Source organism: uncultured Tateyamaria sp. (assembly GCF_947504105.1).
GTDB lineage: Bacteria > Pseudomonadota > Alphaproteobacteria > Rhodobacterales > Rhodobacteraceae > Tateyamaria.
Genome location: NZ_CANNGP010000004.1, coordinates 65,363 through 83,607, shown reverse-complemented (window position 1 = coordinate 83,607; position 18,245 = coordinate 65,363). Strand labels below are relative to the sequence as shown.

General features: G+C 58.7%; 20 protein-coding genes. 14 read left to right on the top strand and 6 right to left on the bottom strand.

Features of this window, described 5'->3' with window-relative positions; translation table 11 throughout:
* The first annotated feature begins 14 nt into the window (after positions 1 to 14).
* The 14 genes from Q1A75_RS04120 to cysE all read left to right on the top strand — a co-directional run bounded on the left by Q1A75_RS04120 (position 15) and on the right by cysE (position 11,866).
* Positions 15 to 578: an HK97 family phage prohead protease gene (locus Q1A75_RS04120; RefSeq protein WP_299549329.1), complete on the top strand. Its 564-nt coding sequence runs from the start codon at positions 15 to 17 to the stop codon at positions 576 to 578.
* A 40-nt stretch (positions 579 to 618) separates the two neighbouring features.
* Positions 619 to 1,797, top strand: a complete 1,179-nt coding sequence (locus Q1A75_RS04115; protein WP_299549326.1) for a phage major capsid protein — start codon at positions 619 to 621, stop codon at positions 1,795 to 1,797.
* Between the two features lie 162 nt (positions 1,798 to 1,959).
* Entirely contained in the window at positions 1,960 to 2,556 is a 597-nt protein-coding gene (locus tag Q1A75_RS04110) for a head-tail connector protein (RefSeq protein WP_299549323.1), read from the top strand.
* Positions 2,553 to 2,891, top strand: a complete 339-nt coding sequence (locus Q1A75_RS04105; RefSeq protein ID WP_299549320.1) for a head-tail adaptor protein — start codon at positions 2,553 to 2,555, stop codon at positions 2,889 to 2,891. The genes Q1A75_RS04110 and Q1A75_RS04105 overlap by 4 nt, the downstream gene beginning before the upstream one ends.
* Positions 2,888 to 3,298: a DUF3168 domain-containing protein gene (locus tag Q1A75_RS04100; RefSeq protein ID WP_299549317.1), complete on the top strand. Its 411-nt coding sequence runs from the start codon at positions 2,888 to 2,890 to the stop codon at positions 3,296 to 3,298. The genes Q1A75_RS04105 and Q1A75_RS04100 overlap by 4 nt, the downstream gene beginning before the upstream one ends.
* Positions 3,299 to 3,325: 27 nt before the next feature.
* Positions 3,326 to 3,745, top strand: a complete 420-nt coding sequence (locus Q1A75_RS04095) for a phage major tail protein, TP901-1 family (RefSeq protein ID WP_299549314.1) — start codon at positions 3,326 to 3,328, stop codon at positions 3,743 to 3,745.
* Positions 3,745 to 4,062 carry a gene transfer agent family protein gene (locus tag Q1A75_RS04090; RefSeq protein WP_299549312.1) on the top strand — a complete coding sequence of 106 codons (318 nt, stop codon included), beginning with the start codon at positions 3,745 to 3,747 and terminating at the stop codon, positions 4,060 to 4,062. The genes Q1A75_RS04095 and Q1A75_RS04090 overlap by 1 nt, the downstream gene beginning before the upstream one ends.
* Positions 4,059 to 4,265 carry a rcc01693 family protein gene (locus tag Q1A75_RS04085; protein WP_299549309.1) on the top strand — a complete coding sequence of 69 codons (207 nt, stop codon included), beginning with the start codon at positions 4,059 to 4,061 and terminating at the stop codon, positions 4,263 to 4,265. The genes Q1A75_RS04090 and Q1A75_RS04085 overlap by 4 nt, the downstream gene beginning before the upstream one ends.
* Entirely contained in the window at positions 4,262 to 4,927 is a 666-nt protein-coding gene (locus tag Q1A75_RS04080; protein WP_299549306.1) for a phage tail tape measure protein, read from the top strand. The genes Q1A75_RS04085 and Q1A75_RS04080 overlap by 4 nt, the downstream gene beginning before the upstream one ends.
* Before the next feature lie 23 nt (positions 4,928 to 4,950).
* Entirely contained in the window at positions 4,951 to 5,583 is a 633-nt protein-coding gene (locus Q1A75_RS04075) for a DUF2460 domain-containing protein (RefSeq protein ID WP_299549303.1), read from the top strand.
* Positions 5,583 to 6,470: a DUF2163 domain-containing protein gene (locus Q1A75_RS04070; RefSeq protein WP_299549300.1), complete on the top strand. Its 888-nt coding sequence runs from the start codon at positions 5,583 to 5,585 to the stop codon at positions 6,468 to 6,470. Before Q1A75_RS04075 ends, Q1A75_RS04070 begins: the two co-directional genes overlap by 1 nt.
* Positions 6,467 to 6,916: an NlpC/P60 family protein gene (locus tag Q1A75_RS04065; RefSeq protein ID WP_299549297.1), complete on the top strand. Its 450-nt coding sequence runs from the start codon at positions 6,467 to 6,469 to the stop codon at positions 6,914 to 6,916. The genes Q1A75_RS04070 and Q1A75_RS04065 overlap by 4 nt, the downstream gene beginning before the upstream one ends.
* Entirely contained in the window at positions 6,916 to 10,857 is a 3,942-nt protein-coding gene (locus Q1A75_RS04060; RefSeq protein ID WP_299549294.1) for a glycoside hydrolase/phage tail family protein, read from the top strand. Before Q1A75_RS04065 ends, Q1A75_RS04060 begins: the two co-directional genes overlap by 1 nt.
* Positions 10,858 to 11,056: 199 nt before the next feature.
* Entirely contained in the window at positions 11,057 to 11,866 is an 810-nt protein-coding gene (gene cysE, locus Q1A75_RS04055) for a serine O-acetyltransferase (RefSeq protein ID WP_299549290.1), read from the top strand.
* A 128-nt stretch (positions 11,867 to 11,994) separates the two neighbouring features.
* Here the strand turns inward: cysE and Q1A75_RS04050 are convergent, their stop codons facing one another.
* The 6 genes from Q1A75_RS04050 to Q1A75_RS04025 all read right to left on the bottom strand — a co-directional run bounded on the left by Q1A75_RS04050 (position 11,995) and on the right by Q1A75_RS04025 (position 18,233).
* Complete coding sequence (locus tag Q1A75_RS04050; protein WP_299549287.1) at positions 11,995 to 13,293, bottom strand: pyruvate dehydrogenase complex dihydrolipoamide acetyltransferase; 1,299 nt, start codon at positions 13,291 to 13,293, stop codon at positions 11,995 to 11,997.
* Between the two features lie 12 nt (positions 13,294 to 13,305).
* Positions 13,306 to 14,670, bottom strand: coding sequence for a pyruvate dehydrogenase complex E1 component subunit beta (locus tag Q1A75_RS04045; protein ID WP_299549285.1), 1,365 nt, complete (start codon positions 14,668 to 14,670; stop codon positions 13,306 to 13,308).
* Positions 14,671 to 14,684: 14 nt separating this feature from the next.
* Positions 14,685 to 15,674: a pyruvate dehydrogenase (acetyl-transferring) E1 component subunit alpha gene (pdhA, locus tag Q1A75_RS04040; protein ID WP_299206593.1), complete on the bottom strand. Its 990-nt coding sequence runs from the start codon at positions 15,672 to 15,674 to the stop codon at positions 14,685 to 14,687.
* Between the two features lie 126 nt (positions 15,675 to 15,800).
* Positions 15,801 to 16,100, bottom strand: a complete 300-nt coding sequence (locus tag Q1A75_RS04035; protein ID WP_299206591.1) for a septum formation initiator family protein — start codon at positions 16,098 to 16,100, stop codon at positions 15,801 to 15,803.
* Between the two features lie 93 nt (positions 16,101 to 16,193).
* Positions 16,194 to 16,967, bottom strand: a complete 774-nt coding sequence (locus Q1A75_RS04030; RefSeq protein ID WP_299549282.1) for an SDR family oxidoreductase — start codon at positions 16,965 to 16,967, stop codon at positions 16,194 to 16,196.
* Between the two features lie 78 nt (positions 16,968 to 17,045).
* On the bottom strand, positions 17,046 to 18,233 hold the full coding sequence (locus Q1A75_RS04025) for a phosphoglycerate kinase (protein WP_299549279.1): 1,188 nt from the start codon (positions 18,231 to 18,233) through the stop codon (positions 17,046 to 17,048).
* Positions 18,234 to 18,245: the final 12 nt, after the last annotated feature.

The following is an 18,245-nucleotide window of genomic DNA, read 5'->3' as shown; positions in this document are numbered from 1 at the left end:
AGAGGAGAGAGCAGATGCAGGCAGAGACCGGTCTGGAGACAAAATTTGCGCGCTTTGGCGAAGGCGTCGAGGTGCAGGACGGCACGGTAATCGAGGGCTATGCGAGCCTGTTCGGTGCCTGTGACCAGGGGGGCGATGTGGTGGGCAAGGGCGCTTATGCGGCGTCCCTCAAGGCCATCGCTGCCGAGGGGCGCAACGTGAAGATGCTGTGGCAGCACGACCCGGCCTTTCCCATCGGCGTGTGGGACGAGGTGCGGGAAGATGCCAAGGGGCTGTGGGTGAAGGGGCGTTTGCTGCCCTCGATCGCCAAGGGTCGCGAGGCGGCGGAGTTGATCGGGGCGGGGGCCATTGATGGCTTGTCTATCGGCTACCGCACCGTGAAGGCCACGAAGAATGACAAGGGCCAGCGGCTCTTGACCGAACTGGAGCTTTGGGAGGTGTCGCTTGTGACCTTCCCGATGCTGCCCAGTGCGCGGGTGGCGGCCAAGTCCGAAGAGATGCCTTCGGATCAGGACGACCATTTGCGCGACATGGCGGCGGCCCTGCGGGCTGCGCGCGCGGAGTTGGCGCAGCGCTAAAGCGCGGGGCCGTTTCACACCAACCATCAAGGACATGCTGATGAGCAAGACCGAGATCAAGGCTCGGGCCGGGGAAGGTTTGTCCCCGGCTCAGGAGGTTGCAGAGGCCGTAACGGGTTTCGTGACCGAATTCAAAGGCTTCCAAGCCGACTTTCAAACCAAACTTCAACAAACGGAAGAGCGACTGACCATGCTGGATCGGAAAAACATGACTGCGGCGCGCACCCCTCTGGCAGGTGCCGTCGAAACGGGTGCCCCCCATCAGAAGGCGTTTAACGCCTATCTGCGTTCGGGCGAAGATGATGGCCTGCGTGGCCTAGAGCTGGAAGGCAAATCACTGTCCACGGCCGTGAACTCGGACGGTGGCTATCTTGTCGATCCGCAGACGTCGGAGACCGTCAAATCGGTTCTGAACGCAACCGCGTCGATCCGTTCAATCGCATCGGTCGTCAATGTCGAGGCGACGTCGTACGATGTGCTGGTCGACCACACCGATGTGGGCGCAGGCTGGGCAACCGAGACTGCCACACAGGCCGAGACCGATACCCCCACTATCGACCGCATCACCATTCCGCTGCATGAGCTGTCCGCGTTGCCGAAAGCGTCGCAGCGTTTGCTGGATGACAGCGCGTTCGACATCGAAGCGTGGTTGGCTGGTCGCATTGCCGACAAGTTCGCCCGCGCCGAAGCAGCTGCTTTCGTTGGCGGTGATGGTATCGACAAGCCTCGTGGCTTCCTGACCCACACGTCCGTAGACAACGACGTCTGGGCTTGGGGCAACCTGGGCTATGTGCCCACCGGTGTTGACGGCGATGTGACGGCCGAAGCGATCATCGACGTGGTGTACGCGCTGGGTGCTGAGTACCGCGCCAACGCGACCTTTGTCATGAATTCCAAGACGGCTGGTCTTGTCCGCAAGCTCAAGGACAACGACGGTCGCTTCATGTGGTCGGACGGTCTAGCTGCCGGTCAGCCTGCGACCCTGATGGGTTACCCGGTTCTGATCGCCGAGGACATGCCTGACGCAGGCACCGGTGCTGACGCGATTGCGTTTGGCGACTTCAACGCCGGTTACACCGTGGCCGAGCGCCCCGACCTGCGTGTTTTGCGTGACCCCTTCAGCGCGAAACCGCACGTTCTGTTCTATGCCACCAAGCGCGTGGGCGGTGACGTGAGCGACTTTGCCGCGATCAAGCTGCTGAAATTCGCAACAGCCTAAGGGCTGGTTGCGGATGGCCGGGGGTGGGCGACTGCCCCCGGTTCCGGGTGCGCGCTGGAAGTGCGCCGTGTTGTCTAGCTGCTCCCCTCCGTCCGAGCAATACGGACTGGCGCGCGCCCGGGCCATTTGAGCCGAGGGGCAGAATTTTCCTGGAGATGTTCCATGATGTTGAACGAAGAGACCACGGTGCCCGACGCCGCACTGCCGGTCGAGGAATTCAAGGCGCATCTGCGTCTGGGCAGCGGGTTCGGCAATGATACCGTGCAGGACGCGGTGCTTGTCAGTTTCCTGCGTGCGGCTGTCGCGGCAATTGAGGCCCGGACGGGCAAGGCGCTGATCGAACGCGATTTTGTGCTTTCGGTCGGATCGCTGACAACGGTGGATGCCGTTGCATTGCCCGTGGCCCCGGTAATGGCCGTGAATACGGTCACCTTGGTGGATCGTACGGGCACAGAACTGAATGTGACCGGCGATACGTATTGGTTGGAGCGTGACATGCACCGTCCGCGGTTGCGTTCGGTCGGGCATTCCCTGCCGATCATCCCCGCCGCCGGGATGATACGCATTGGCTTTACAGCCGGATTTGGCGGGGCATGGGCGGCCATACCCGCGGATCTGGCGCAGGCCGTGATGCTTTTGGCTGCCCACTACTACGAGTTCCGCAACGAGACGACGTTGAGTGAAGGGTGCATGCCCTTTGGTGTGACCAGCCTGATCGAGCGTTACAAGCCCATTCGCCTGGGCGGGGGCGCACGATGAGACTGCCGCGCCTGAACCGGCGCCTGACCTTGGAAAGCCCGTCCCGTGTTCCGGACGGTGCGGGCGGCTATTCGGAACGCTGGATGCCATTGGGCGCTCTGTGGGCCGAGCTGACCGCGCGGACGGGGCGCGAAACGATTGCCACGGGGGCCGCGGTATCTGCCGTGCCGTACACGGTTGTCGTCCGTGGCGCGCCAGTTGGCCATCCCGAGCGCCCCGTTCCAGAGCAGCGTTTCCGGGATGGGAACCGTTTGTTCAACATCCGAAGCGTGGCTGAGCGTGACCCTGACGGGCGATACCTGCTGTGCATGGCTGATGAGGAGGTCGCGATATGAGCTATGCCATTTCTGCAGCGCTTCAGAGCGCGGTGTTCACTGCGATCGCGTCGGACATCGCAGTTGGCGATGTCGTTGGGGACGCCGTCTACGACGCGCTGCCCAGTGGCGCGTTGCCAAACATGTACATCAGCCTTGGCCCCGAGACCGTGCGCGTCGCGGATGACAAGACTGGAAGCGGAGCTGTTCACACTTTCGTCGTGTCTATTGTGACCGAGGTGCCGGGGTTCTTTGCCGCCAAGGAGGCTGCAGGGGCTGTCTGTGATGTTCTGCATGACGCTGATCTGCCGCTTGACCGTGGGCGGCTGGTGTCCCTGCGTTTTGAGCGGGCACGTGCGGTCAAGATCGACAAGGGTACAGGGCGCCGCATCGACCTGACGTTCCGTGCGCGGACCGAAGACAACTAATCAACTATTTTCAAACGGAGAAAACCCATGGGTGCTCAGAACGGAAAGGACCTGCTTCTGAAGGTCGACATGACCTCGGACGGGCAGTTCGAAACCATTGCGGGTCTGCGGGCCACGCGCGTCAGCTTTAACGCCGAGAGCGTGGATGTGACCAGCCTCGAGAGTCAGGGCGGGTGGCGTGAGCTGCTGGCGGGTGCGGGTGTACGCTCGGCCAACATCACCGGCGCAGGTGTCTTCAAGGACGAGGGTACGGACGAACGCGCGCGCCAGATCTTCTTTGATGGCGAGACCCCTGACTTCCAGGTGATCATTCCCGACTTCGGCGTCATCGAGGGGCCGTTTCAGGTGACATCGCTTGAATACAGCGGCAGTCACAATGGCGAGGCGACGTACGAGGTGTCCTTGGCATCGGCGGGTGCGCTGACCTTTACGGCGCTTGTGGCCTGATGACCAATCCGTGGAGGGGAGAGGTTACGCTTGTGATCGATGGTCAGCCTCAGGTGATGCGGCTGACCCTTGGGGCTTTGGCGGGGCTTGAGGCGGTATTGGCGGAGCCATCCTTGGTCGCCTTGGTGGAACGGTTCGAGCAGGGCCGCTTTTCCAGTACCGACGTGCTGGCTGTGCTGAAGGCTGGTTTGGCTGGGTGCGGCTGCGCCTTTGATGCCGACCAATTGGATCACGCTGACATTGCGGGTGGACCTATGGGGGCTGCACGTGCTGCGGCCGAGTTGATCGCGCGCGCCTTTGTGGTGCCGGAGGCATGACAAAGACGTTGGACTGGCCCGCGCTGATGCGGGCCGGGATGCAGGGGCTGCGTCTGACGCCAGAGGCGTTCTGGGCACTGACCCCTGCCGAATTGCAGATGATGCTGGGCACACCCGGACAGGCCGCACCGCTGTTGAGCGAAGGTCTGGACGCGTTGATGGCTGCCTGGCCGGATGAACGGTCGGAAGGGGATCCGGAATGACTGATTACCGAGACGAGATCGAGAACCTTGACGAGAATGCCGAAGGGTTGCGTTCCACTTTGAGCGCAACCTCGGACATGGTCACGGGGTTCGACAGCGAATTGCGCCGTATGCGGGAGAGCCTGGCGGCGACCAACAAGGACGTGGCGACGCTTGAGAAGGGCCTGTCCCGTGGGTTGCGCAAGGCGTTTGACGGGTTGGTTTTTGACGGGATGGGCCTGTCGGACGCCTTGGATGGTTTGGCCAACTCGATGATCAACGCGACCTATAACGCGGCCATCAAACCAGTGACGGATCATGTCGGTGGATTGCTGGCCTCGGGTGCGGGTGGATTGCTCGAAAATATCCTGCCCTTTGCGGATGGTGCGCCCTTCAGCCAGGGCCGGGTGATGCCCTTCGCGTCGGGTGGCGTCGTCAGTTCGGCAACGCCATTTGGCATGCGGGGCGGGATGGGTGTGATGGGTGAAGCGGGGCCGGAGGCCATCATGCCACTCGCCCGTGGTCCAGATGGCAAGCTGGGTGTGCGCGGGGGTGGGGGCCAGAGTGGTCCGACCGTTGTGATGAATATCACCACACCAGACGTGCAGGGTTTTGCACGGTCGCAGAACCAGATCGCCGCACAGATGAACCGCGCGCTGAGCCGCGCGAACCGCAACCGTTAAAGAACTGAAGGGGAGCCAAGGCCATGAATTTTCACGAGGTTCGATTTCCCGCGTCCTTGAGCTTTGGCTCGGTCGGGGGACCGGAGCGCCGGACAGAGGTTGTAACACTCGCCAACGGGTTCGAGGAGCGCAACACACCTTGGGCGCATTCGCGTCGCCGCTACGATGCGGGGTTGGGGATGCGGTCACTGGATGACGTTGAGACCCTGATCGCCTTTTTTGAAGCCCGCATGGGGCAGATGTACGGTTTCCGTTGGAAAGACTGGGCTGACTTCAAGTCGGGTGCAGCGAGCGCCGACCCGACCTTTCTTGATCAGACCATTGCGAAAGGGGATGGGGCGCAAGCCACGTTTCCGTTGCTCAAGACCTATCGGTCCGGGGAGTTTGTGTATTCGCGGCCCATTTCCAAACCTGTTGCGGGTACCATACGTGTTGGGCTTGGTCGTGACGAGATGCAGGAAGGGGTTGATTACGAGGTTGAGTTGAGCACGGGTCTTGTCACCTTCCAACATCCGCCTGAGGAAGATGAAGAAATCACCGCTGGCTTTGAATTTGATGTTCCGGTGCGCTTTGACACTGACCAGATCCAGACATCCGTTGCAAGTTTTCAGGCTGGTACCGTTCCAAACGTGCCCATCGTTGAGGTGCGTGTTTGATGAGTGGGCAAAGCGAAGAGTTTCTTGCGCATACGGCCGAGGGCGTTACGACGTTGTGTCGAGCATGGGCCATTCTGCGCACAGACGGTAAAACTTTTGGGTTTACCGACCATGACACGCCGCTGATTTTTGACGGAATCGAGTTTCGTGCGGATACTGGTTTGTCTGCAGCCGCTTTGGCGCAGAGTACCGGTTTGAGTGTTGATAACACTGAAGCGCTGGGCGCATTGACCGACGCATCTGTCCGCGAAGATGATATCGAAGCTGGACGTTTTGACAACGCCGAGGTGCGTGCGTGGATGGTCAATTGGGCTGATCCTGACGTCCGTTGGTTGCAGTTTCGCGGTTCGATCGGTGAGTTGCGGCGCTCTGGCGGTGCTTTTCATGCCGAACTGCGGGGCTTGACCGAAGCTTTGAACCGCCCACTGGGTCGTATTTATCAAAAGCCATGCACTGCCGTTCTGGGGGATGGCGCGTGCCGCTTCAATTTGGATCAGCCTGGATATCGGTATGACGGGCAGCCTGACCGTGTGATTGAAGGCCGCGTCTTTGAATGGGACGATATGAGTCACTTTGAACCACAGTGGTTCATGCGCGGACGGCTCGATGTCACATCCGGTTCTGCAGCGGGTCTTTGGGGCATGATCAAGCGCGATGTCCTTGAAGATGGCGTGCGCAGGATCGAGCTTTGGGAAGCTGTGCGCGGCCAAGTCAATTCACAGGATCATGTGCGTTTGACTGCAGGTTGTGACAAGCGGTTTGAGACCTGTCGCCTTAAGTTTGCCAATTTGCTGAATTTTCAGGGCTTTCCTGACTTGCCCAGCGACGACTGGATGATGGCTTATCCAACATCTGGCGGCACAAACAGTGGGGGCAGTCTGCGATGAGATCGGTTTCTTCTTTGATCGTGGATGAGGCGCGGACCTGGATAGGGACGCCGTACATCCACCAGATGGCTGCCCGTGGCGCAGGTACTGATTGCCTTGGGCTTGTCCGTGGGGTTTGGCGCGCCGTCGTCGGTAGCGAACCGGAACGCCCACCGGCGTACAGCATGGATTGGTCCGAACCGCAGGGTCATGAGCTGCTTTGGTCAGCGGCGATGCGTCACTTGGTTCCAAAGACTGCAACACAGCCGGAATGCGGCGATGTGATCCTGTTTCGTATGCGTGAGGGCGGGGTGGCCAAGCATTTGGGCATTCAGTCCGAGGTGGGGGCCGCGCCCCGTTTTATTCATGCCTATAGCGGCCACGGCGTTGTCGAGAGCCCGCTCAGTAAACCATGGGCCCGACGGATCGTGGCCCGTTTTCAATTCCCCCATTTGGAGGCCGACTGATGGCGACCGTAGTACTTTCTGCCGCTGGGGCGGCTATTGGTGGCTCGATTGGTGGCTCTGCGCTGGGGCTGTCATCCGTTGCGATTGGACGTGCCATTGGTGCGACCTTGGGCAAGGTGATTGACCAACGCGTGATGGGCCAAGGATCTGAGGTTGTTGAACAGGGCAAAGTAGATAGGTTTCGCCTGTCAAATTCGGGCGAAGGTGCGCCAATCTCTCAGCTTTATGGGCGCATGCGTCTTGGTGGGCAGGTGATCTGGTCTTCGGACTTTTTGGAGACGGTGACCGTGACGGGCGGTGGTGGCGGTGGCGGCAAAGGCGGTCCTGCGCCGACACCTCAACCCGAAGTCCGTGAATATAGTTATTCGCTGAGCCTTGCCCTTGCCGTCTGTGAAGGGGAAATCACCCGCATCGGGCGTGTTTGGGCCGATGGTGAAGAAGTTTCGGTCAATGACCTGAATATGCGTGTCTACACCGGGTCGCAGGATCAGCTTCCTGACCCGCTGATGGAAGCCACCGAGGGGCAAGGATTGGTTCCAGCCTATCGCGGGACAGCATATGTCGTGATCGAGAACTTGGCCTTGGGCCGTTTTGGCAACCGGGTTCCGCAGTTTTCGTTCGAGGTTGTGCGTCCGGAACAGTCGGATGAAGTGGGGGCTGATGAGGAAATCACTCGGGCCGTGAAAGCCGTGGCACTCATGCCCGGAACTGGTGAATACGCGCTTGCGACCACGCCGGTCAACTACGTTGATCGCAACAGGGGCCGGTGGAGTGCGAACATCAACACGCCTGCCGGTCAATCTGATTTAATCGTTTCTCTTGATGCGCTAAATGACGAATTGCCGAACTGTGAGGCCGCTTCACTGATCGTTTCGTGGTTCGGGAATGACCTGCGCTGCGGATCCTGTCGGGTCCAGCCCAAGGTGGAACGCCGCGATATTGATGGCGAGAACATGCCTTGGTCGGTGGCTGGCGTGTCGCGCCATTCAGTAGCGGAAGTGCACCGGGTCGAAGACCGTCCGATTTATGGGGGTACACCCGCGGATGCGTCCGTGATCGAAGCCATTCAAGCCATGAACGCAACGGACAAGAAAGTGATGTTCTATCCGTTTATCCTTATGGATCAGCTGAACGGCAATGAGCTTCCAAACCCGTACGCACCTGACGAAGCGCAGCCTCATTTGCCCTGGCGGGGGCGGATCACTTTGTCGCTGGCGCCTGGCGTTGATGGTTCACCGGATGGATCCGCCAACGCTGAGGCCGAAGTTGATGCGTTCTTTGGCACTGTAACGGCGTCTCATTTCGATACCAATGGGAACTACCAGTACAGCGGTCCGCAGGAATGGACGCTGTCGCGGTTCATTCTGCACTACGCTACTCTGTGCCGTAGGGCGGGTGGCGTCGATGCGTTCTGTATTGGGTCAGAGATGCGCGGTTTGACGCAAATTCGTGGCACCGCGAACCAGTTCTATGCTGTCCAGAAGCTGAAAGAGCTGGCGGCGCAAGTGCGTATTATTCTGGGGCCAGACACCAAAATTAGCTACGCTGCCGACTGGACTGAGTATTTCGGTTACCAACCGCAAGACGGTACTGGTGATCGATACTTTCATCTGGATCCTCTGTGGGCGGATGAAAACATCGATTTTATCGGCATCGACAATTACATGCCTCTTTCCGATTGGCGCGATGGCGAAGATCATTTCGACGCGGAATGGGGGAGTATCTACAATGTCGACTACCTGCGTGCGAATATTGAAGGTGGCGAGGGTTATGACTGGTACTACCGTTCTCAGGAAGCGGAAATTGTGCAGATCAGGACGCCGATCACTGATGGAGCGCACTACGAGCCTTGGGTGTATCGGTACAAGGACATCCGAAACTGGTGGAGCCATGCGCACCATGAACGTATCGACGGTGTGCGTTCGGCACAGCCGACGTCTTGGGTCCCTGAGTCTAAGCCAATCTGGTTTACCGAACTTGGCTGTGCGGCCATCGACAAGGGCACAAACCAACCGAACAAGTTTCTAGACCAAAAGTCATCCGAGAGCAGTTTGCCGAAATATTCGAACGGCGCGCGTGATGACCTGATACAGAAGCAATATCTTCGGGCGATGCATTCCTATTGGCGTGATGCAGAGAATAATCCGATTTCGACCCAGTATGAAGCGCCCATGGTCGACATGTCGCGCGCCTTTGTCTGGGCCTGGGATGCCAGGCCTTACCCATTCTTTCCGAACGCACTGCGCACATGGTCCGATGGTGAAAATTACCCGCGCGGGCACTGGATTAATGGGCGGACGTCGGGCCGTTCGCTTGCGTCGGTGGTAGGTGAAGTCTGCAAGCGGTCCGGGTTGCAGCACTATGATACGTCCGAACTGTTTGGGTACGTGCGTGGGTTCGTTGTAGACGATGTCACGGACGCGCGGGGGGCCTTGCAGCCACTGATGCTCCGCTTTGCGTTTGACGCGGTCGAGCGTGATGGCATTTTGAAGTTCGTATCCCGCTTTGGGAAAGGTGCGGTTACGCTACCGCCTGAGGCGCTTGCCATTCATTCCGACCTTGGAGGTCGTTTGGAGCAGTCACGCGAGTCAGAAGCCGAATTGGCTGGACGTGTCCGCGTTCGTTTCGTGCAGACCGACGGCAACTTCGATGTTTTGTCAGAGGAAGCTACTTTAGCTGATGATGCCACGCATGCTGTCTCTACAAGTGAAGTTGCCATGGCTTTGACCCGTCCTGAGGGGCGGCAGGTGGCGGAGCGTTGGTTGACCGAGGCGCGGATTGCGCGAGAGGCGATAAAGCTTGCCCTGCCACCATCTTTGATTGGAGTTGGCGCCGGTGACGTGATCGAAGTGGCCGCCGATCAGTCCGAAGGCGCTGGCCTGTATCGCGTTGACCGTGTTGAGCACGGGCAGATGCAGTTGCTTGAAGCCGTGCGGATTGAACCGGAAGTGTATACGCCTTCCGAGCTTTCAGATGAACTGGCCGGTGTGCGCGAATTTATACCCCCGGTTCCTTTAACATCGGTGTTCATGGATTTGCCATTGTTGACCGGGAACGAAGTCGAGCACGCACCACATTTGGCTGTGACCGGGTCACCTTGGCCGGGCGGCGTGGCGGTGTATCAGTCGCCTTCAGACTCTGATTTCGTACTAAACACGGTGATCGCCGCGCGTGCGAGTATTGGGTTTCTGAATTCTGCTTTGTCGCATGCTCCGTCCGGACTGATGGATCGTGGCGCACCGCTTGACGTCAAAATGATCCATGGGACCTTACAATCCATTCCAGCCGTCGCGCTTTTGAACGGAGGCAACCTTGTTGCTGTTGGGGACGGGTCACCGGACAATTGGGAACTGATACAGTTTCAAGACGCTGATTTGATTGGGCCTGACCAATACCTGCTATCGAACAGGTTACGTGGCCAAGCTGGAACTGATGCTTACATTCCTGACGAATGGCCGGTTGGATCGTGGTTTGTGCATATGAATGGCGTTCCGTCACAGATCAATCTGCTCCGAGCTCTGCGTAGGATTTCACAAACTTTCCGGATCGGGCCGTCGAAGCGGAGCTATGGCGATCCTTCTTACACGGAGGCAATTCATGCCTTCAACGGGAATGGTTTACGACCTTACGCACCAGTTCATCTGCGTCTGTCCAGTAGCGATGATGGTGTTGATGCCAATTGGATCCGCCGCACTAGGCTGGATGGTGATGATTGGGAACTGCCTGATGTGCCTCTGGCCGAGGAGACCGAGAGCTATACGGTTCGCATCGGCCAGTCTGGTCAGGTCATTCGTGAGACGATCGTGCCAGCGCCATCGTGGACATACACCAACGCCATGCTGCAAGCGGACGGTGTTTTCGGAGATTTTGAGGTCTCTGTAGCCCAGAATTCGGCGCGCTTCGGGCCAGGACCATTCAAATCTGCATTCTGGTCGGATTGATGTGATCTGCCGATCAAGAGGAATGCTATTCTTCGCGCTGGCCGCAATTAGTTAGAAGTTGAGCGTGTTGCAAAACCCTGCGGGTGACAAACGGATATCGGCATTGATAACTGATCCAGTTTCGCGATGGGACACATCACGGGTTTGCGTTTGGAGAAAAGGTCTTAAGTAGGGTAGGAAGAAGCTGAAAGGACACTTCATGGCTGACCTGCGAACAAACCTTGCTTCAATGGATCCAGTTTGGGACCAAATTACAGAAGAAGCACGGCAAGCTGTCTCGGATGAACCGCTGATAGGTGGGTTTGTGCATGCGTGCATTCTACATCACAAATCGGTTGAGAAGGCTTTGTCTTATCGGATTGCGGCCAAGCTGGCGTCGAATGAGATGTCGATGGTTGTCGTGCGCGAGATGGTCGAAGAAGCCTATCAGAAATCGCCAGCGCTTGTTGCGTCGGCGCGGGCTGACTTGGTTGCTGTCTATGAACGCGATCCCGCGTGCCACCGGCTTTTACAGCCCATTCTTTACTTCAAGGGTTATCAGGCGATGCAGGCATATCGCGTGGGCCATTTCTTGTGGCAGGAAGGGCATACCGACCTCGCCTATTTCTTCCAGATGCGGGTGTCTGAGATCTTTGGCGTCGATATCCATCCGGCAGCTCGCATCGGCAAGGGGATCATGATTGATCATGCTCATTCCATCGTCATTGGGGAAACTGCGGTTGTCGGCAACAATGTCTCTATGCTGCATTCCGTTACACTCGGCGGGACGGGCAAAGAAGAAGAAGATCGCCATCCCAAGATTGGCGATGGTGTGCTGATCGGTGCAGGGGCGAAAGTGCTTGGCAATATCCGTGTTGGCAATTGCAGCCGTATTGCAGCAGGATCTGTTGTCTTGGAAGAAGTTCCACCTTGCAAGACGGTCGCTGGTATTCCGGCACGCATTGTGGGTGAGGCGGGTTGCGACCAACCTTCTGTTTCAATGAACCACATGTTGGGCAAGGATCAATAAGCGATCTGCACTGCCATGGTCGAGACAGTCAGAAGCGCTTTTTCCGCGCTGATTATCTCACCATCCTAGTGATTTGGTCATCACCCAGAAGCCCCCTTGGTTTGTACCGAGGGGGCTTTTTGTGTTGATCAAGCAAGCATCGCCAACGGGTTTTCCAGATTGTCTACTATGGCTTGGAGCAGGTTCGCGCCGAGAGCTCCGTCAATTACGCGATGATCCACGGACAGGGTGACCGACATCACGGTCGCAACTGCCAACCCGCCATCTGCTCCGACCACTGGTTTCTTCACACCGGCACCAACGGCAAGTATCGCGCCGTGTGGGGGATTGATAACCGCGTCGAAGTTGTCGATCCCAAACATACCCAAGTTCGAGATGGCGAAACTACCACCCTGATACTCATGCGGGGCGAGTTTACGATCACGGGCGCGACCGGCCAAATCCTTCATCTCCGCGGAAAGTGCGGACAGCGATTTCTGATGTGCGTCTTGCAACACGGGTGTAAAAAGTCCGCCTTCAATTGCTACTGCGACGGCAACATCGGAAGGCGTGAGCTTGAGCACTTTGTCACCTGCCCAAACCGCGTTCGCGTCAGGCACTTGTTGCAGCGCCAGTGCGCAGGCTTTGATGATGAAGTCGTTCACTGACAATTTCACCCCGCGCTCGGACAGTTGTCCATTCAGGGTGCTGCGGAATTCGAGCAATGCATCCAGCTTGATATCGCGCCGGAGGTAGAAATGTGGGACCGTCTGCTTAGCTTCGGTGAGCCGCGCAGCAATGGTTCTCCGCATTCCGTCGAGTTTGACCTCTTCGTATTCGCGACCCTCGTACATCTTCGCAACAGTGTCGCTGCCCGGACCGGTAGGGGCCGCCGCGGCAGGAGCGGCTGTTGCCATCGTAGCGGCTGCCTGCGCTGGAGCGGCCTCTGCCTTTTCAACATCTGCTTTTACAATCCTGCCATGCGGCCCTGACCCTTTGATCACACCGAGGTCTAGCCCCTTCTGCGCGGCAATCCGGCGGGCGAGAGGGGATGCAAAAATGCGTGTTCCATCGCTGCACTTCGGCGCAGATGGAGCAGAAGTTGCTGCTGCGGCGGCTGTCGGTTCACTGGCTGGAGCTTCAACAGGTGCTGCTTCAGGTACCGCCGTCGATGCGCCAACATCGCCAATATCATCAGCGCTTTCGCCGTCTTCCAACAACACGGCGATGGGGGTGTTGACTTTCACCCCTTCCGAACCTTCCGCGACCAGGATCTTGCCGACAATACCTTCGTCCACGGCTTCGAATTCCATGGTTGCCTTGTCGGTCTCGATCTCTGCAAGCAGGTCACCAGACGATACGGTATCCCCTTCTTTCACCAGCCATTTCGCAAGTGTACCTTCCTCCATGGTCGGAGACAGTGCGGGCATGAGAATTTCTGTCGGCATGTCTGCGGCTCCTTAGCGGTAGGTGACTTGCTTGACGGCTTCGATCACCTCGTCCGTGGTGATCAGCGCGTGCTTTTCGAGGTTCGCGGCATAGGGCATTGGAACATCTTTGCCCGTGCAATTGATGACCGGCGCGTCAAGGTAATCGAACGCCTCCTGCATGATGACCGAGCTGATGTAGTTGCCAACAGACCCTTGCGGCCAACCCTCTTCAACTGTCACACAGCGATTTGTTTTCATTACCGAATTGATGATCGTGCCCGTGTCCATCGGGCGCAGGGTACGCAGGTCGATAACCTCGGCATTGATGCCATCAGCAGCCAGCTTGTCCGCAGCCTCTAGCGCGTATTGCATCCCGATGCCGAAGGACACGATGGTGACGTCTTCACCCTCGCGCCAAATGCGGGCCTTGCCGAAGGGAACGGTGAAATCATCCATATCCGGTACATCGAAGGTACGGCCATAGAGGATCTCGTTTTCCAGGAAGATGACGGGGTTGTTGTCGCGGATGGCCGTTTTCATCAGACCTTTGGCGTCCGAGGCCGAATAGGGCATGACCACCTTCAGACCCGGAACCTGCATGTACCACGCCGCGTAGTCCTGAGAGTGCTGGGCACCCACGCGGGCGGCAGCCCCGTTGGGACCACGGAACACCATGGGTGCACCCATCTGGCCGCCGGACATATACAGCGTCTTGGCGGCTGAGTTGATGATCTGGTCAATCGCCTGCATCGCGAAGTTGAAGGTCATGAACTCGACGATTGGCCGCAACCCACCGAACGCAGCACCCACACCGATCCCGGCAAAGCCGTGTTCGGTGATCGGCGTGTCGATCACACGTTTTGCACCGAATTCGTCCAGCAATCCTTGCGATATCTTATAGGCGCCCTGGTACTCGGCCACTTCCTCGCCCATCAGAAACACGGTGTCATCAGACCGCATCTCTTCGGCCATGGCGTCGCGCAACGCTTCGCGGACCGTTTGCTCCTTCATCGCGGTGCCTTCCGGCCAGTCCGGTGTCAGGTCGACCTGAGGTGCGGCAGGCGCCGCAGCGGCAGCAGGAACAGGTGCTTCAACCGCGGGGGCGGCTTCGGCTGCCGGGGCAGGGGCGGCAGATACGTCGCCGACCTCTTCACCTTCCTCGATCAGAATGGCGATGGGCGTGTTCACCTTCACACCTTCGGTGCCTTCCGCGATCAGGATCTTTCCGACGATCCCTTCATCGACAGCTTCGAACTCCATCGTCGCCTTGTCGGTCTCGATCTCGGCCATGATGTCACCGGACGATACCGTATCGCCCTCCTTCACCAGCCATTTCGCCAGCGTGCCTTCCTCCATCGTGGGGGACAGGGCGGGCATGAGAATTTCGATTGCCATAAGTCTGTCTCCCCTCAGGCGTAAATATCGGTCCAAAGCTCGTCGAGCGCTGGTTCCGGGCTTTCCTTCGCAAACTCGGCAGAGGCGTTCACGATTTCCTTGATCTCTTTGTCGATGGCCTTCAGGTCATCTTCGGTCGCGTGCTTGCCGGTCAACAGCATGGACCGCACCGCCTCGATCGGATCCCGCTCATCGCGCATCTTTTGCACTTCCTCACGGGTCCGGTACTTGGCCGGGTCCGACATCGAATGACCGCGATAACGATATGTTTTGATCTCAAGGATATACGGACCCTTGCCAGCCCGGCAGTGCGCAACGGCCTTCTGACCGGCGGCCTTCACCGCCAACACATCCATGCCATCTACTTCCTCGCCAGGGATGCCATAAGCCGCACCACGTTCCCAATAGCTGGGCGACTTCGTCGACCGCTTGGTCGAAGTGCCCATGGCGTACTGGTTGTTCTCGATGACGAAGACGACCGGCAGGTCCCACAGCTCGGCCATGTTATAGGCCTCGTAGACCTGGCCCTGGTTGGCCGCACCATCACCGAAATAGGTAAAGGTGACGCGCCCGTTTTCCTTATACTTGTCAGCAAAAGCGAGGCCCGCACCAAGCGGCACCTGCGCGGCGACGATGCCATGCCCCCCATAGAAATGCTTCTCTTTCGAGAACATGTGCATGGAGCCACCCTTGCCCTTGGAGTAGCCGCCCTCGCGACCTGTCAGCTCGGCCATCACGCCGTTGGGGTCCATGCCACAGGCCAGCATATGGCCGTGATCGCGGTAGGACGTGATACGTTTGTCGCCTTCCTCAGCGGCAGCCTCTAAGCCGACAACCACGGCTTCCTGCCCGATATAAAGGTGGCAAAACCCACCGATCAGACCCATGCCGTACAACTGCCCGGCTTTTTCCTCGAACCGGCGGATCAACAACATGTCGCGGTAGTAGCCCTGCAGCTCCTCCGCTGACACGTTTGGTTTCGTTTGGGCTTTGCGCGCGGCCATGGCGGTGACCTCCCTGACAAGGAATAGTTTAGCGTTAAACTATTCCCTACAGGATTCGTTCACGCGAGGCGAGTGCCAATCTGCCGCAAGGGCAACTTGTGTTTAAAATAGCGGTTTTGCGGGGAGTTAGCGGATGACGATTTCGTCGCTGCGCAACATGCCCAAAACGCTTCGGGCTTGTTCATCCAACAGATCAAGATCCAGGTAATCGTCCGACAGACGCTTGGTCAGGTTCTCCATCTGTGCCACCTGCACTTGGACCTCAGAAAGCTGGCGCGACAGGTCCCGCGCTTCCGCTTCAATCTCGGCACGGCGGAACAGACCAAAATCCCCCTGCACGGCGGCAAAGGTGAAGTAGATCGCCAAGGCGAACGCAACCGAGAAGAAGATAAATGTGCCCACTGCGGGGCGTGCGGTACGGGACATGTGAAACTGCTGCCTTTGTTCCCGCCTCTTTGGGCGGTTTCGAACACTATGGCACAGGTGATTCGCGCTGTGAATCCCTTTTGTTTACAAGGCCTAGTGTTTTCCCATCATTTGCGCGGCTATCCGCGTTGTCAGGGCTCGCGGCGATATCCGGGGCAGGAAAGCAAACATCTTGTTCATTGCACCGGGTACGACGATCCGCTTGCCGACCCGTGCTTGTAGCCAACCGGCCTCGGCCACGTCCCTCGCGTTCATGGGCTTCGACATCTTGAGCAGGCGCACGCCGTGCATGTCGGCGTCATCGAAAAAATTGGTGGCAGTCGCACCGGGGCACAGTGCCGTCACTGTCACGGATGATCCGCGCAATTCTTCGGCCACTGCTTCAGACAGGGACAGAACATAGGCTTTCGTGGCGTGATACACCGCCATCTGCGGACCGGGGGTGAACCCGGCGACAGAGGCGACGTTCAGGATACGCCCCTTGGGCAAACCCTGCATGTGCGGGATCGCCAGCTTCATCAGCCGGGTCAGCGCCAGCATGTTCACATTGATCGAGGCTAGTTCGCGCTCCCATCCCTGACCGGCGTCGAACGGGCCGTTGTAACCAAGGCCCGCATTGTTCACGAGGACATCGATCTCGCGTCCGTTGCTCGCTTCGGACCACAACCGGTCGACCTCTGCCATGTCGGACAGGTCGGCAGGGATCACCACTGTCTCAACTCCATGGCTGCGTGCCTCTTCGGCGACAGCCTCCAGCTTCTCTTTGGAGCGTGCAGCCAGGATCACATTGCGGTTCTCCTTGGCTGCGATGCGCGCGAACTCCACGCCCAAACCTTCGGATGCGCCGGTGATCAGTGTCCAGGCCATGTCGTGTCCCCCATTTGATGCAGATCGATAGGGCATCATATGGGTTAAGGCGCGTCTGCGCCAACCGGCACGCGCTGACTATTGAGTGAGCGCAGCTACCCCGGGCAGGTCTTTACCCTCCATCCATTCAAGGAATGCGCCCCCGGCCGTCGAGATATAGGTGAAGTCATCTGCAACACCCGCCTGGTTGAGTGCAGCAACGGTGTCCCCACCACCTGCAACCGTGACCAGCTTGTCTGCCTTCGTCAGTGCCGCCGCTGCCTTGGCTGCCACCATCGTCGCGGTGTCGAATGGCGCTATCTCGAATGCGCCGAGGGGGCCGTTCCAGATCAACGTTTCCAAATCGCTAAACGCCCGCGCGATGGCGTCTGCCGCATCATCGCCAGCATCCAGAACCATCTGGTCATCTGCCAGTTTCGTATCTTGCCCAAGGGCAACAATTTCATGGTCCGCATCGGCTTTGAATTCACGCGCGACACGTCCGTCTGTCGGCAGGATCACGGTGCAGCCTGCGTCCTTGGCTGCCGCCATGATGTCCCGCGCGGTGTTGTGCAGGTCTGCTTCCTGCAGAGATGCGCCAAGGTCCGCGCCTTGTGCCGCGATGAATGTGTTGGCCATGCCTCCGCCGATCACCAGCACGTCGATCTTCTTCACGAGGTTCTGCAGCAGGTCCAGCTTGGTCGACACTTTGGCTCCACCCACAACAGCCCCGACGGGACGCTTCGGATTGGACAAGGCCGCCTCTAGCGCTTCCAGTTCAGCCTGCATCAACCGACCCGCGCAGTTGGGCAACAGATGGGCCACGCCGGTGGTCGAGGCATGCGCCCGGTGCGCGGCCGAAAACGCGTCATTGCAATAGACGTCGCCAAGGGAGGCAAGAAATTGTGCCATCTGCGGATCGTTGGCTTCTTCCATTGGGGAAAAGCGGGTGTTCTCAACAAGGATCACCGCATCGGCAGGCTGTGCGTCGATCCAGTCCCGGCTGGGACGTTCGACAAAGGTGACCGCGCATCCGAACGCCTGTTCGAGGGCAGGGACGAGGGGCTGCAAAGACATCTCGGGGTTGGGCTGGCCCTTGGGCCGTCCGAAATGGGCCAGCAACACCGGGCTGCCGCCTCGTGCGCGGATGTCCTTGATGGTGGGCACGATCCGCTCAATGCGGGTGGCGTCGGTAACCCGGCCGTCTTCCATGGGCACGTTGATATCGACGCGGGTCAGAACGCGCTTGCCGTTCAGATTCATGTCATCCAGCGATTTCCAGCCCATGTCGCGCACTCC

Bases quoted from the DNA above. Each gene is read 5' to 3' on its own strand.
- Q1A75_RS04030 (WP_299549282.1), bottom strand. From the start codon at position 16,967: ATGGCCTGGACACTGATCACCGGCGCATCCGAAGGTTTGGGCGTGGAG.
- Q1A75_RS04095 (WP_299549314.1), top strand. From the start codon at position 3,326: ATGGGTGCTCAGAACGGAAAGGACCTGCTTCTGAAGGTCGACATGACC.
- Q1A75_RS04060 (WP_299549294.1), top strand. From the start codon at position 6,916: ATGGCGACCGTAGTACTTTCTGCCGCTGGGGCGGCTATTGGTGGCTCG.
- Q1A75_RS04045 (WP_299549285.1), bottom strand. From the start codon at position 14,670: ATGGCAATCGAAATTCTCATGCCCGCCCTGTCCCCCACGATGGAGGAA.
- pdhA (WP_299206593.1), bottom strand. From the start codon at position 15,674: ATGGCCGCGCGCAAAGCCCAAACGAAACCAAACGTGTCAGCGGAGGAG.
- Q1A75_RS04070 (WP_299549300.1), top strand. From the start codon at position 5,583: ATGAGTGGGCAAAGCGAAGAGTTTCTTGCGCATACGGCCGAGGGCGTT.
- Q1A75_RS04115 (WP_299549326.1), top strand. From the start codon at position 619: ATGAGCAAGACCGAGATCAAGGCTCGGGCCGGGGAAGGTTTGTCCCCG.
- Q1A75_RS04085 (WP_299549309.1), top strand. From the start codon at position 4,059: ATGACAAAGACGTTGGACTGGCCCGCGCTGATGCGGGCCGGGATGCAG.
- Q1A75_RS04120 (WP_299549329.1), top strand. From the start codon at position 15: ATGCAGGCAGAGACCGGTCTGGAGACAAAATTTGCGCGCTTTGGCGAA.
- Q1A75_RS04050 (WP_299549287.1), bottom strand. From the start codon at position 13,293: ATGCCGACAGAAATTCTCATGCCCGCACTGTCTCCGACCATGGAGGAA.
- cysE (WP_299549290.1), top strand. From the start codon at position 11,057: ATGGCTGACCTGCGAACAAACCTTGCTTCAATGGATCCAGTTTGGGAC.
- Q1A75_RS04025 (WP_299549279.1), bottom strand. From the start codon at position 18,233: ATGGGCTGGAAATCGCTGGATGACATGAATCTGAACGGCAAGCGCGTT.
- Q1A75_RS04090 (WP_299549312.1), top strand. From the start codon at position 3,745: ATGACCAATCCGTGGAGGGGAGAGGTTACGCTTGTGATCGATGGTCAG.
- Q1A75_RS04065 (WP_299549297.1), top strand. From the start codon at position 6,467: ATGAGATCGGTTTCTTCTTTGATCGTGGATGAGGCGCGGACCTGGATA.
- Q1A75_RS04110 (WP_299549323.1), top strand. From the start codon at position 1,960: ATGATGTTGAACGAAGAGACCACGGTGCCCGACGCCGCACTGCCGGTC.
- Q1A75_RS04100 (WP_299549317.1), top strand. From the start codon at position 2,888: ATGAGCTATGCCATTTCTGCAGCGCTTCAGAGCGCGGTGTTCACTGCG.
- Q1A75_RS04075 (WP_299549303.1), top strand. From the start codon at position 4,951: ATGAATTTTCACGAGGTTCGATTTCCCGCGTCCTTGAGCTTTGGCTCG.
- Q1A75_RS04105 (WP_299549320.1), top strand. From the start codon at position 2,553: ATGAGACTGCCGCGCCTGAACCGGCGCCTGACCTTGGAAAGCCCGTCC.
- Q1A75_RS04080 (WP_299549306.1), top strand. From the start codon at position 4,262: ATGACTGATTACCGAGACGAGATCGAGAACCTTGACGAGAATGCCGAA.
- Q1A75_RS04035 (WP_299206591.1), bottom strand. From the start codon at position 16,100: ATGTCCCGTACCGCACGCCCCGCAGTGGGCACATTTATCTTCTTCTCG.